This window comes from Kitasatospora sp. NPDC101183 (assembly GCF_044767945.1).
In the GTDB taxonomy this organism is placed as follows: Bacteria; Actinomycetota; Actinomycetes; order Streptomycetales; family Streptomycetaceae; genus Kitasatospora.
Genome location: NZ_JBIWOW010000013.1, coordinates 101,950 through 115,509 on the forward strand (window position 1 = coordinate 101,950; position 13,560 = coordinate 115,509).

The 13,560-nt window shown below is 73.7% G+C and carries 9 protein-coding genes, 1 pseudogene and 1 CRISPR repeat array; of the genes and pseudogenes, 7 read left to right on the forward strand and 3 right to left on the reverse strand.

The genetic code is table 11. The features are described 5' to 3' along the window. Positions 1-99 precede the first annotated feature (99 nt). Positions 100-1,164: an aldo/keto reductase gene (locus tag ACIRRS_RS19710; RefSeq protein ID WP_402972258.1), complete on the forward strand. Its 1,065-nt coding sequence runs from the start codon at positions 100-102 to the stop codon at positions 1,162-1,164. Between the two features lie 131 nt (positions 1,165-1,295). Beyond that, positions 1,296-2,291, forward strand: a complete 996-nt coding sequence (locus ACIRRS_RS19715) for a 2-hydroxyacid dehydrogenase (RefSeq protein ID WP_402972259.1) — start codon at positions 1,296-1,298, stop codon at positions 2,289-2,291. An 85-nt stretch (positions 2,292-2,376) separates the two neighbouring features. Here the strand turns inward: ACIRRS_RS19715 and ACIRRS_RS19720 are convergent, their stop codons facing one another. Both ACIRRS_RS19720 and ACIRRS_RS19725 read right to left on the reverse strand, forming a co-directional pair. Continuing rightward, positions 2,377-3,675, reverse strand: coding sequence for a YhgE/Pip domain-containing protein (locus ACIRRS_RS19720; RefSeq protein ID WP_402972261.1), 1,299 nt, complete (start codon positions 3,673-3,675; stop codon positions 2,377-2,379). Between the two features lie 175 nt (positions 3,676-3,850). Further along, positions 3,851-4,696, reverse strand: coding sequence for a hypothetical protein (locus ACIRRS_RS19725; RefSeq protein ID WP_402972263.1), 846 nt, complete (start codon positions 4,694-4,696; stop codon positions 3,851-3,853). A 330-nt stretch (positions 4,697-5,026) separates the two neighbouring features. Here ACIRRS_RS19725 and ACIRRS_RS19730 point away from each other — a divergent pair, with 330 nt between their 5' ends. Beyond that, entirely contained in the window at positions 5,027-6,463 is a 1,437-nt protein-coding gene (locus tag ACIRRS_RS19730; RefSeq protein WP_402972264.1) for an alkaline phosphatase family protein, read from the forward strand. A gap of 33 nt (positions 6,464-6,496) precedes the next feature. After that, positions 6,497-7,147, forward strand: coding sequence for a hypothetical protein (locus tag ACIRRS_RS19735; RefSeq protein ID WP_402972266.1), 651 nt, complete (start codon positions 6,497-6,499; stop codon positions 7,145-7,147). A gap of 16 nt (positions 7,148-7,163) precedes the next feature. On the opposite strand, the gene ACIRRS_RS19740 is transcribed toward ACIRRS_RS19735, so the two are convergent. Next, positions 7,164-7,877, reverse strand: coding sequence for a GNAT family N-acetyltransferase (locus ACIRRS_RS19740; RefSeq protein WP_402972267.1), 714 nt, complete (start codon positions 7,875-7,877; stop codon positions 7,164-7,166). 165 nt (positions 7,878-8,042) lie between these two features. Here ACIRRS_RS19740 and ACIRRS_RS19745 point away from each other — a divergent pair. From ACIRRS_RS19745 to ACIRRS_RS19755, 3 genes and pseudogenes are all read left to right on the forward strand, one after another. After that, positions 8,043-9,185, forward strand: a pseudogene (locus ACIRRS_RS19745) (NAD(P)/FAD-dependent oxidoreductase); the annotation flags it as partial. Positions 9,186-9,263: 78 nt separating this feature from the next. Further along, complete coding sequence (locus ACIRRS_RS19750) at positions 9,264-10,202, forward strand: sigma-70 family RNA polymerase sigma factor (RefSeq protein ID WP_402972514.1); 939 nt, start codon at positions 9,264-9,266, stop codon at positions 10,200-10,202. 109 nt (positions 10,203-10,311) lie between these two features. After that, positions 10,312-10,523: direct repeats of the CRISPR family, unit length 29 nt; unit sequence CTCGGCCCCGCACGCGCGGGGATAGCTCC. A gap of 18 nt (positions 10,524-10,541) precedes the next feature. Then, on the forward strand, positions 10,542-13,553 hold the full coding sequence (locus ACIRRS_RS19755) for a BTAD domain-containing putative transcriptional regulator (RefSeq protein ID WP_402972515.1): 3,012 nt from the start codon (positions 10,542-10,544) through the stop codon (positions 13,551-13,553). Positions 13,554-13,560 lie beyond the last annotated feature (7 nt).

Below are 13,560 nucleotides of genomic sequence, written 5' to 3' on the forward strand. Positions count from 1 at the left end.
GGTGGGAGCGGTCTTCCCAGGAAGCGCCCTCCCTTATCCGGGAGCCGCGGCTGCCACAGACTCGGTCCCGGCAACGCACCACGAACACAGGAGCACCTGATGGCACTGACCCTCGACGCCTACCGGCTACTGGGCCGCTCGGGACTGCGGGTCTCCCCGCTGGCCCTGGGCGCGGCGACCTTCGGCACCGAGTGGGGCTGGGGCGCCGAACGGGCCGAGGCCCGCAAGCTGTTCGACCACTACGTCGGGAGCGGCGGCAATCTCATCGACACCGCCGACACCTACACCGACGGCAGCTCCGAGCGCCTGCTGGGCGAGTTCGCCCACGAGGAGCGCGAACGCCTGGTGCTGGCGACCAAGTACTCGACGCTGCGCCGCCCCGGCGACCCCAACTCCGGAGGCGGCCACCGCAAGGCCCTGTTCGGCTCGGTGGAGGGGAGCCTGCGGCGGCTGGACACCGACTACCTCGACCTGCTGTACCTGCACGTCTGGGACGTCCGGACGTCGGCCGAGGAGGTCCTGCGCGGCCTGGACGACCTGGTCCGGCAGGGCAAGGTGCTGTACGTGGCGATCGCCAACACCCCGGCCTGGCAGGTGTCCCGGATGCAGGCGATCGCCGATCTGCGCGGCTGGTCGCCGCTGGTCGCGCTGCAGCTGGAGTACAGCCTGATCGAACGCACCGCGGAGCGCGACCTGATCCCGATGGCCCGGGAACTGGGCCTGGGCGTGGTCCCGTACTCGCCGCTGGGCGGCGGGGTGCTCAGCGGCAAGTACGGGCCGGGCGACCTGACCGCGCCGGGCCCCGCCACCGGCGACGGCACCCGCAGGAGCCACAACCTCGCCCTGGGCACCCTCACCGAACGCAACCTGGCCGTGGCCGAGGCCGCCCGGAAGGTCGCCGCCGAGCTCGGCCGCACCCCCGCGCAGGTCGCGCTGGCCTGGACCCTGCGGAACCCGGGCGTGACGACCACACTGATCGGGGCCCGCACCGCCGCCCAACTGGAGGAGAACCTGGGCGCCCTGGACGTCGAGTTCACGCCCGCCCACCTGGCCCTCCTGGACACGGCGAGCGCGATCGACCTCGGCCGGCCCCACGACCTGCTGACGAGCGACCACATCCGCCAGGTGACCACCGGCGGCCTGCGGATCGAGACCCGCCACTGACGTCCGGCGGCCGGCTGCGGAAGGCGAGGCCGGCTGCGATCCGCGTCACCGGCATGCCCCGGGCGGACAGCAGCAGCATCCTCCGCGAGCCATACCCGGCTTCCCGGCGGTCCTCTGGGTAGCGTGATGGCATGGAGATCCTCGCGTACGGAGTGCAGGCCGACGAACGGCCGCTGCTGGAACGGGCCTTCGCGGGCCGGCACGGGCTGCGCTGCCTGGACGTGTTCCTCAACCGGGACACCGCCCCGCTGGCCGCCGGGTACCCGGTGGTCAGCAGCAGCGTCAACGCCGTCCTCGACGCGCAGACGCTCACCGCCCTCGCCGCCGGCGGCACCAAGCTCATCGCCCAGCGCTCCACCGGCTTCAACAACATCGACCTCGACGCCGCCGCCGGCCTCGGCCTCACCGTCGCCCGGGTCTCCCACTACAGCCCGTACGCCGTGGCCGAGCACGCCTGGACGCTGGCGATGGCCGTCAACCGGCGGCTGGTGCGCGCCGCGAACCGCTCGCGGGAGTTCGACTTCCGCCTCGACGGGCTGCTCGGGCGCGACGTCCACGGCATGACCGTCGGCGTCATCGGCACCGGCAAGATCGGCGAGTGCTTCGCCCGGATCGCCAACGGATTCGGCACCGAACTCCTCGGCTGGGACATCGCCCCCAACCCCGAGTGCCTCCAACTCGGCATGCACTACACCGAGTTGCCCGAGCTGCTCTCCCGCGCCGACCTCATCAGCCTCCACGTCCCCCTCGTCCCCGCCACCCACCACCTCATCGACACCGCCGCCCTCGCCCGCATGAAGCACGACGCCATCCTCGTCAACTCCAGCCGCGGCGGCCTCATCGACAGCGCCGCCCTCGTCGAAGCCCTGCGCGCCGGGCGGCTCTCCGGCGTCGGCCTCGACGTCTACGAGGAGGAGACCGGCGTCTTCTTCACCGACCAGTCCATCCAGGGCATCACCGACGACACCCTCGCCCGCCTCGTCACCTTCCCCCAGGTCGTCGTCACCAGCCACCAGGCCTACTTCACCCACACCGCCGTCGGCCAGATCATCGACGCCACCGTCCGCAACATCGACGACTACGCCGCGGGCCGCACCAACGAGAACACCCTCGTCCCCAAGTCGTGACCCCGCGAGCCCGAGCCTCCGAACGGTTGCGATCCTCGGTCGCCCCGAAGGGCGACCTCCACCAGCGGCCGACGCGAACCGGACACTAGTCGGTCGGCTGCGGCGTCCAGCGGTGCAGGCCCTTGCGGTCGTAGTACCGGGTCATCGCGAAACCGAAGGCGAGGGCGAGCACCAGGCCGACCGCGATCATGATCCAGCCCCGGAGCAGTCCGGCGTCGCCCCGGGCGTCGAAGAACAGGATCGCCCGGATGCCGTCGCTCAGCTGGCGCATCGGTTCGAACGTGCCGAGAAAGCGGTAGAAGCCGGGCACCGCCTGGAGCGGCACGGTCGCACCCGAGGAGGGCAGGGCGAGCGCGATGAAGACGAACATCGACACCAGCTGCCCGATCCCGCCGAAGGCCGCGTTGATCGCCTGCACTCCGAGGCCCACGGCCAGGCTCGCGCAGTACGCGAAGAGCCACAGCATCGCCGGGTGCGGGGCGTCCATGCCGAGGACCCCGGCCGTGCAGAGCAGCACCAGGGTGGTGGTGAGCAGCATGATCCCGGCCGTCATGACCATCTTGAGCAGCAGGGTCTGGGTGCGGCTGATCGGGACGGTCGGGCGGCGGGTGTGCCAGGGGCCGATCTCGCTGTCGGCGTAGCCGAGCGCGCCGTCGACGCCGCTGTGGATGATGTTGCCGCCGATGAAGGCGGTCAGCACGGCCAGGAGCGTGTAGTAGAAGGCGCTCAGGCCCAGGCCGCTGTGGCTGCCGATCGGGTGGCCGATCCGGGTGGTGACGGCGAACGGGTCGGCGAGCAGCAGCCGGGCGGTGGCACCGGTGTCCGGGGCGGCGGTGGCGGGCGGGAGGACGGCGAGCAGTTCCTTGCCGGTGGCGAGCGAGGCCTGGTGGGCGGCGTTCTGGGCGATCTGGGCGGCGATCGAGGAGCCGAGGCTGCCGAGGCCGGGGTTGGTGAGGACCGTCAGGGCGGGCCGGTCGGTGGCCCGGCCGGTCGCCAGTGCGGCGACGGCGGCGGTGAAGTCCTTCGGGACGAGCAGGGCGCCGTAGACCTTGCCGGAGGCGAGCTGCTCGTCGAGTCCGGCGCCGTCGACCTGCTTCCAGTCGACGCTCTCGCCGGGGCTGCCGGCCACCACGGCCCTGGTCAGCAGGGTGCCGACCGTCTCGGCGCGGCCGGGCGGAGGCGGGCCCTGGTCCTCGTTCACCAGGGCGATCGGAAGCCGGTGAAGGTGCCCGGCCGGGTTGACGATGCCGCCCATGTAGAGCAGCGAGAGGACGACGGCCAGCAGGCCGCACAGGATGCTCGGGAAGAGCCACAGTTTGGGCCGGCGTGCGAGCTGGAACGCCCGCGCCTGCCGGACGGGCCCCTGGGAGTCCGCGGTCGCCATGCCACCCCTCGGGTTCGGGCACGCCTGGACGCCGTGCCGCTGCGAGTACGGCGGGAAGCCGTTCCATGGCCGCCGACCCGCCAAACCCTCCGTCACCCAGGCGGGTGCAACGCCCTCCCAGGGCCTTTCCTGCGGACCACCGGACGGCCCGGATGATCCACGGGGAGCGTTCTCACTAGCCGCAGCTGTAGCCGTCGTACGAGTCGATCTCCTCCTGTCTCCTGGCCTCCTGGCTCCGTCTGCGGGAGCCGGCGTCGCAGGTCCGCAGGTCGTGGTCGGCGGGCAGGGCGCTCAGTCCCCGCAGGGCCACGGCCGCCGTCCCCTTCCTGAGGGGTTCGGCCGCCCGGGCGGCCTTCAGGACCCGTTCCCCCGGCCCGGTGGTCGTACGTGGCGGCGGAGTCGACGCGCCGGTGGCCCAGAAGACGGCCGCGAAGGACAGCAGGAGGACCGGCAGCGGGACGGGCCACACACCGGGGAACGCGCGAGGCCACCCCAGGGTGGCCAGGAACATGACGACCAGGGAGCCGCCCAGTCTCGCCTTTCGCTGGTCCACCCACCGCACGCGTTCGACGAGTTCCTCGTCGTAGGCCAGGCCCTGCGCCGCGAGCCGTGCGCGCAGGGCCTTCGCCTCCGGGGACGTGTCCACCGACATGAGCAGATAGTTGAGATCGTCGGCGTGCGCGGACGTGTACAAGCGCACGGCCACCGCTTCGAACTCGTTTCCGGTACGGTCCCCGGCTTCCGCGCCCGCCCCGGTACCGGCCGCGGCGGGTGTGGTCAGCGTGACGTCACCGGAGCGGGCGGCGACCAGCCGGCCGCCCTCGTGCATCTTCGCCACGGTCATCGCCCCCAGGTTTCCGGCCAGGTGGGCGAGTTCGGTCCGCGTCAGGTCGAACTCCCGCCCGGCCGCGAGCCGTTCGGCCCGGTACAGCCTGCGCACCGCGCGGTGGCAGCGCACGGTGGCCACGGTGATCACCGTCCCCGCCCCCAGCAGGAGCACGAGGATCAGGAGCATCCGCATGACGTCCCCCTCACTGTCGGGCCCGCCCAAGTCTGTCGTCCGCGAGGGGTGCCAGGCAAGCAGCAACTACACGACACAGAAGGCGAGTTGACGCGTTCGGATACCCGTTCGCCCCGTCCGGCGAGCAGGGGCGGGCGAGGCTGCTCCCCGGTCTTGACCCCGCGATGCCCGTTCCTTGGGCGGACTTTGACTTATCGTAGGCGTCCCATTCCCTCCTGTTCATCTCACCGACACCCCGCGTTCGGTTTACTCGCCAGTACGCGCTGTCTACGCGGTGAACAGTGTCCCGTCGGCGGGGAAGGCCCCCGCCGATCACACTGAGGGAGCGTCATGGCACGTCTCACGATCGGCCGCTGGGGACGGCGGCTGATTTCCGGGGTGGCGGTGATGACGGCAGCCGCCACGCTGGCGCCCGCACCCGCCTCGGCCCACGACGCCAGCCAGCCCACGGCCCACAAGATCGGCCACGTGTGGACGATCATCCTGGAGAACAAGTCCTACGAGGCGACGTTCACCGGCCTCAACCAGAACAGCTACCTGTGGAAGACCCTCCCCCAGTACGGCGAGCTGCTGCGCCAGTACTACGGGACCGGCCACTACAGCCTCGACAACTACGTCAGCCTCGTCTCCGGCCAGGCCCCGACCCCGGACAACCAGGCCGACTGCGCGCAGTACAAGGACGTCAGCCCCGGCACCCCGGCCGCCGACGGCCAGGTCAACGCCTCCTCGGGCTGCGTCTACCCCAGCTCCGTGTACACCCTCTTCAACCAGCTGGACGACAAGAACCTCAGCTGGAAGGCGTACATGCAGCAGATGGGCAACACGCCCGGCCGCGAGGACGTCTACCGCTGCGGCATCCCCGGCGACCCGTCCGGCGCCGGCGTCCCGGACCCGGGCGGCGCGACCGCCGAGGACCAGTACGTCGCCAAGCACAACCCGACGGCCTGGTTCCACTCCCTGATCGACGACCCGCAGGAGTGCGCCAACGTCGTCCCCCTGGACGGCCGCCCCGCCACCGCGGACCACCCGGCCCTCACCGGCCTGGCCGAGGACCTCAAGAGCGAGGACACCACCCCGGCGTTCTCCTGGATCACGCCCGACAACTGCTCGGACGCCCACGACGCCGTCTGCAAGGGCGACAACTCCTCCGGCGACCCGAACGACCACCAGGGCGGCCTCTACGCCTCGGACCGGTTCCTGGAGAAGATCGTCCCGCAGATCATGGCCTCCCCGGCGTTCCAGCACGACGGCATGATCCAGATCATCTTCGACGAGGCCTTCCCGCCCTACAAGATGTACGGCAACTCGGTCGCCGACTACACCGGCAACAAGGACCCCAAGCTCAACACCCCCACCGACACGGCCCAGTCCGTCGTCGCCTGCTGCAACGAGCTGCCCGGCCCGAACACCACCCAGCCCGGCTTCCAGGCCTTCGGCCAGGACACCACCCCCGGTGGCGGCATCACCGGTGCGCTGCTCATCTCCCGCTACATCAAGCCGGGTTCGGTCAGCGACCAGCCGTACAACCATTACTCCTGGCTTCGAAGCATGGAGGATCTCTACGGCATCGAGCAGGGCGGCACCGACAACCACGGCCACCTCGGCTACGCCGCCGCGGACGGGCTGCGCCCGTTCGGCGCCGACGTCTACAACAACCCCTCGGGCCACGCCCTGCCGCCGGCGCCGTCGGGCAGCCTCGTCTACCCGGCCACCGGCCGCGCCGACGAGCCGCAGACGCCGGTCACGGCCGCGCCGACCGGACAGTGACCTCCCGGAACCCGTGAAGGACCCCCAACACCGATGAACGCTGCGAGCACCGCAGCGCCGCGCCGGGCCGACGACCGTCGGCCCGGCCCCCGGCGCACCCGATCCCTCCTCCGCCCGGCGGCGCTCGCCTGCGCCGCCCTCGCCCTGCTGCTGTCCGGCTGCACCGGGGAGTCCTCCTCCACCTCCTCCGCCTCTTCCGACGGCCGGCGCAACGCGACCGACACGGTGAAGGACCTCGGGGCCGTCCCGATCCCCACCGCGCCCACGGCCCGCGCGACGCCCGTCGCCGACGAGCAGCACCTGCAGCTCGTCGCCATGGGCGACACCGTCCAGGCCAAGCTGCCCGAGGGCGGCGCGCTGGTGCGGGCCGTCGGGCCCGCCCAGGACGCCACCGGGCCGGCCACGGGCGGCAAGCCGCCCGAGCACACCACCGGCACCTTCACCGTCACCTTCGGGCAGGCCACGGCCGCCGTCACCGTCGCGGCCGCCGACTTCTCCTCGCGCGACGAGCAGGGCACCGACGTCCCGCTCACCGCCACCGGCCCGGCCACCGTCACCGCCGCGCCCGGCACGACGGCCACCCTGACCCTCGTCGGCACCTACCGGCCCGGCTCCGCGCAGCTCACCTGGCGGCACGACGGCAAGCCGGTGGCGGTGTGGGACTTCACCGTCGAGCTGGACTGAGCGGCCCGCGCAACGGTCAGTTCGTCGTTGTGCCCCGCTCGGCAGACAGGACGTCCCAGGTGCCGAAGCGGGTCAGGCCCGCCGAGGCGGCCGCGGCGATCGAGGCGTGGTTGTCCAACTGGCAGCGGTACTGCAGCTCGTGGCCCCGGGCGAGGGCGTGCCGGGCCATCGCCCGGACGAGGCGGCGGGCGTGGCCCCTGCCCCGGTGGAGCGGGAGGGTGAGGACGCCGAGGTCGGCCAGCGGGGCGTCGTTCCACGGGTAGGCGCTGGCCGCGCCCGCCAACTCGCCGTCCACGAAGGCGCCGTAGACCGCCCAGTGGTCGAGTTCGACGTACGAGTCCTCGAGGTCCTGCTCGGAGGCCTGCGCCTGGAAGCGCTCGAACGCCTGCGCGTCGGCGGCGGTGAGCGGGCGGACGGAGGGGTCGTCCGGCTCCGCGAGCAGCGCCTCGCGGTCCTGCTCGGCGAGGTAGAAGAGGTGGTCGGCGCCGTGCAGCCGCAGGCCGGCCGATTCCAGGCGGTCTCTGAACTCCCCTTCCTCGACCGGCTGTTCGGGCTCCAGGCCGAGGGTGGCGGCGAGGGCCGGAGTCAGGCGCACGCGAGTCCGTCCGTCGGTGACGGTGGTGAGGACGGTGAGCCTGTCCGTGAGGTCGGGGTCGGCGGTGACGCTGAACCCGCCGTCGTCGAAGAGGAGCCGACCCGTCGGGGAGGGGGTGAGCCAGAGGTCCGTCATGGTGGAAGGGAACACGTCGTCGCTACTCCTGCTCGTCGCCGACGCCCATCGTCGCACCCGGCCCTCCGTCCGGCCCGGTAATTTTTTCGCCACTCCTGTCAGCAATCGCCGCGCCGCCCCGTTCAAGGGACACGCGAACGAGACAAGCGAGACAGGAGCACCGCCATGAAGCACCGCATCGTCGTCCTGGGCGCCGGATACGCCGGGGCCTTCGCCGCCGGGAGCCTCGCCCGCAGGCTCTCCCCCGCCGACGCCGAGATCACCGTCGTCAACGCCGCACCCGAGTTCGTCGAGCGGATGCGCCTCCACCAGCTCGCCGGCGGCCGGGAGGTCCCGCGCCGCCCGCTCGCCGACCTCTTCGCGGGCACCGGCATCCGGGTGCGCGTCGCCCGGGTCACCGGGCTCGACGTGGAGCGCGGCGTCGTCGCGACCGGCGAGGGCCAGCCGGACCACGACGAGCTGCGCTACGACACCCTCCTGTACGCCCTCGGCAGCTCCGTCGACCACCGCGACGTCCCCGGCGTCGCCGAGCACGCCTTCGACGTGACCGGCCTGCCCTCGGCGCTGCGCCTGCGCGAACGCCTGGCGGGGCTGGACGCGGGCGGACGCGTCCTCGTCGTCGGGGAGGGGCTGACGGGCATCGAGGCCGCCACCGAGATCGCCGAGGCCCGGCCCGACCTCTCCGTCACCCTCGCCGCACGCGGCGAACTCGGCGCCCGGCTCGCGCCGAAGGCCCGCCTCCACCTGCGCCGGGCCTTCGACCGGCTGGGGGTCCGCGTCCACGAGCACGCCGGGGTCGAGGCCGTCGAGCCGGGCGGGGCGCTCACCGCCGGGACGCTCCTGCCCGCCGACGTGACGGTGTGGGCGGCGGGGTTCGCCGTGGACCCGATCGCGGCGGCCGGCGGGCTGGAGGTCACCGAGACCGGCCGGATCGTCGTCGACCGCACCATGCGGTCGGTGACGCGGCCGGAGGTGTACGCCGTCGGCGACAGCGCTTACGCGATCGGGGACAACGGCCTGCCGATGCCCATGTCCTGCGCCTCGGCGGGCTACACCGCGATGCAGGCGGCCGGGGCGATCGTCGCGCGGCTGACGGGCGGTGCGGTGCCGAAGGTCGGGCTGAAGTACTACGCCAACCACGTCAGCCTCGGGCGGCACGACGCCATCGTCCAGGCGGTGGACGGCGAGGCCCGCTCGCGCTCCTGGTACCTGGGCGGCCGGGCCGCCGCGCTCGTCAAGGAGGGCGTACTCAAGGGCGCCGGGTGGAGCATCGCCCACCCGACCTACGGCCTGCCCCAGCGCAAGCGGGCCGCGGCCCAGGGCGTGTCTTTCGGCTCACGTCGACCGCCCGGCGTGAGCCGAAAGACACGCCCTAGGATGCTCGCCATGGAGAGCACGGCCGTCGACCGCTTCGAGGCCGGGCGCGGCCGCCTCGCCTCGCTCGCGTACCGCCTGCTCGGCTCGGCGGCCGACGCCGAGGACGCCGTCCAGGACGCCTACCTGCGCTGGCAGGCCGCCGACCGGGGCCGCATCGAGGTGCCGGAGGCGTGGCTGACCAAGGTCGTCACCAACCTCTGCCTCGACCGCCTGCGCTCCGCCCACGCCCGGCACGAACGCGCCGCCGGGGACTGGCTGCCCGAACCGCTCCTCGACGGCGACCCGATGCTCGGGCCCGCCGAGACCTTCGAGCAGCGGGAGTCGGTGTCGCTGGCCGTGTTGATGGTGATGGAGCGCCTGTCGCCGGTGGAGCGCGCCGCGTACGTGCTGCGCGAGGCGTTCGCGTACCCGCACGCGGAGATCGCCGAGATCCTCGGCATCACGGAATCGGCGAGCCAGCAGCACGTCCACCGCGCCCGACGCCGCGTCGCCGCCGAACGGCGCGGCGGGGAGTCCGTGGACGCGGCGGCGGCGCGCCGGATCGTCGAGGAGTTCCTGGCGGCGGCGGTGTCGGGGCGGACGGAGCGGCTGGTCGCGATGCTGACCGCCGACGCGACGGCCGTCTCCGACGGCGCGGGGCTCGCCCGCCGGCTGCTGCGGTACTCGACGCGCGAACGCATCGCGGTGTTCGTCCGGGCCGGGTTCAAACCGACGGAGGCGAAGCGCCGCTTCGCGGGCGGTACGCCCGCGCTGCACATCGCCCAGGTCAACGGCGGGCCGGCGGTGGTCGCGGTGGTCGGCGACCGGGTGGTGGGCACGGTGGCGTTCACCGTCGCCGAGGGCAAGGTGACCGCGCTCCACGGCATCGCCAGCGCGGCGCGCCTCGGGCGCCTGAACGCGGCCTGGCGGCGGCGGGAGCCGGAGGCTCCGGTGGTTGCGGCCTGGTGACGCCGCCGCAGCCACCGAGCATGGGAAGATGAGGAAAGGCGTCAACTCTCCCCCGATCGAACTGAATCAACCAACGCCTCCCGACCCCAAGCCCCGCAGGTCAGGAAGCCTCGGCCCCGCACGCGCGGGGATAGCTCGGCAGGCACGGGGCGCAGCCCGGGGCGGGAGGTCTCGGCCCCGCACGCGCGGGGATAGCTCCTCGGCGTTGTACGCCAGGATGACCCGGTCCCGCTCGGCCCCGCACGCGCGGGGATAGCTCCCGGCAGATGTGCCCGGCGACCGCGAGGGCGATCTCGGCCCCGCACGCGCGGGGATTGATCCATGCTGATGACTCGGTTCATGAAGCCGACGCGGCCAGCCCCGCATTGGCGGGGATTGCCCGGGGCGTTTGTGCAGGTGGCCAGGTTCTATCGCCGCTCTGAACTGCGGGGATGCCGTCATCGGTATCATGCCGCGGGGGTTCGTGTGCGGCGGAGGGGGCGGCTGGTGGGTGGGTTGCGGTTCGTGGTGTTGGGGGCCGTGCGGGGGTGGCGCGGGGACGGGGAGCTCGCGTTGGGGTCGCCGCAGCAGCGGAGTCTGCTGGTGTCCCTCCTGCTCCGGGCCGGGCATCCGGTGTCGGCCGGGCAGTTGATCGACGACCTCTGGGGCGAGGAGCCGCCGGCGAAGGCGACCGGGGTGATCCGGACGTATGTGCACCGGTTGCGGCGGGTGTTGGGGCCCGAGGCCCTGACCTCGCTCGCTGGAGGCTACCTGCTCGCGGTCGAGCCGGAGGCGCTGGACATCGCCCGGTGCGAGCAACTGACCGCGAAGGCCCGGGAGTTCGGCGAGCCCGCCCCCGCGGCCCGGGAACTCCGCGCCGCCCTCGCCCTCTGGCAGGGCGAGCCCATGGCCGGGCTCCCCGGCCCGTACGTGGAGCGGCAGCGCGGCGAGTGGGCCGAGCGACGGGTGGCCGTGCTGGAGGCGTGCCTGGAGGCGGAGGTCGAGGCGGGCGCGAACCCGGAGGCCGTCGCCGAGTTGACGGCCCTCGTGGCCGAGCACCCGCTCCGCGAGCGGTTCTGCGAGCTGCTGATGCTCGCCCTCTACCGTACGGGCCGGCAGGCCGAGGCCCTGAGCGTGTACCGGGCGGCGGACCGCCGCCTGCGCGAGCAGCTCGGAGTCGCCGCCGGCCCCGGCCTCGGCGAGCTGCAACGGCGGATCCTCGCGGCGGACGCCGACCTCGTCACTCCCACCGCCCCCAAGCCCACCCCCGCCTGCGCGCCCTACCGGATCAAGCCGACCCAAGTCCCCGCCGACCTCGCCGACTTCACCGGCCGCGAACCCCATACCCTCGCCCTGCGCACCGCCCTCCTCGCCCCCCACACCGTCCCCGTCGCCACCGTCTCGGGCCTCGGCGGCGTCGGCAAGACCGCCCTCGCCGTGCACGTGGCCCACGGCCTCGCTCCCGAGTTCCCCGACGGGCAGCTCTACCTCGACCTGCACGGCGCCGACGGCCGCCCCACCCGCCCGGAGGACGCGCTCGCCGCGTTCCTGCGCGCGCTCGGCCTGCCGCCGGACGCCCTCGCGCCCGGGCCCGCCGAACGGGCGGCGCAGTTCCGGTCGTTGCTGTCCGGGCGCCGGATCCTCGTCGTTCTCGACAACGCCCGCGACGCCGAGCAGATCCGCCCGCTCCTCCCCGGCGGCCCCGGCTGCGCGGTGCTCGTCACCAGCCGTGCCCGGCTCGCCTCCCTCCCGAACGCGCAGGTGGTCGAACTGCCCGCCTTCGCCCCGCAGGAGGCCCTGGACCTGCTCGGACGCGTCGTCGGGCAGGAGCGCCTCGCCGCCGAGCAGGCGGAGGCCGAGGAGCTCGTCCGCCTCTGCGGCCATCTCCCCCTCGCCGTGCGCATCCTCGCCGCCCGCCTCGCCTGCCGGCCGGGCTGGACGGTGGCCCGGCTGCTGGAGAAGCTGTCGGAGGACCACCGCCGCCTGGACGTGCTGCGCACGGGGGACCTCGCCGTGGAGTCGGCGTTCCGCTTCGGCTACGACCAGCTGACGCCCGAACAGGCCCGCGCCTTCCGGCTGTTGGCGGTGCCGGAGGTGCCCGACCTGTCGCCGGGCGCGGTCGCGGCGGTGCTTGACCTGCCGGAGGAGGAGGCGGAGGAGCTCGCCGAGTCCCTGGTGGACTGCTCGATGCTGGAGACCACTCCCCCGGACCGCTACCGCTACCACGACCTCCTGCACGCCTTCGCCCAACGGCTGTCCACGAACAGTCCGCAGGAGGTCCTGGCCCGCCTCGTCGCCTTCCACCACACCGAGACCCAGACCGACCCCCAGGGCGAGACGCACGCCGAGACCCGCGCCGAGACCGCCGCCGCCCGCACCCGGGGCGAGTACGCCGCCGTCGGCGCGCTGGTCGGCCAGTGCGCCGCCCTCCCCGAGCCACCCGACCTCGGCATGATCTCCGAACTCCTCCTCGCCACCAGCCTGTTGTGCGAGACCGGCCAGGCCACCCGCCCCCTCGGCCACGCCGCCAAGGTGCTGCTGCAGGCCGCCGTCCGCCTCGGCGACCGTACGGCGGAGGTCCGCGCCCGGCTGGTGCTCGGGCGGCTGCTGACGGTGGTCGGCTCCGAACCCTCGGCCCTCGCCGAGCTGTTGAGGGCCCGCGACCTGTGCACGGCCCACGGGCTGCCCGGCCCGCTGCTCGCCCTCGCCCACGCCTCCCTCGCCGCCCTGTTCGTCCAGGTGGGCCGCCCGGGCGATGCGATCGAGGGGTTCACGGCGGCGATCACGGCCTGGGAGCGGCTCGGCGACCGCCGCGCGGTGGCGGGCGAACTCCTCAACCTGGCAGGGGCGTTCACCGAACTCGGCCGGTTCGAGGCGGCCGTACGCGTCGTGGACCAGTCGTTGCTGATCTGCCACCGCCTCGACGACCGCGGCCTCCAGGCCCTCGCCCTGGACTCCCTCGGCACGATCGCCCACGACCGCGGCGAGTTCGAGCAGGCCCTCAGCCACCACCGCGCCGCCCTCGCCCTGCTGCGCCCGGACGACCGCCGCCGTACGGGCCGTACGCTGCTGCGGCTCACGGAGTCGCTGCGCGCCCTCGGCCGCGACGGCGAGGCCGTGCGCACGGCGGGCCAGGCCGTCGAGGCGCTGACCCTCGACGGCGACCGGCGGGGCCGGGGGCTGGCCCTGGCGGCGCTCGGCGACGCGCTGGCCGGGAGCGGCGCCGCCGAGGCGAGGGCGTGCCGACAGGAGGCCTACGAGATCCTGGCCGCCATCGGCTCCCCCGAGGCCGAGCGGCTGCACGCGCTGATCGGCCCGGGCCTGCCCGCCGACCGGCCGCGCAGGCAGTGGCCCTCCTGGCTGCCGGGGTGAGAGGCCC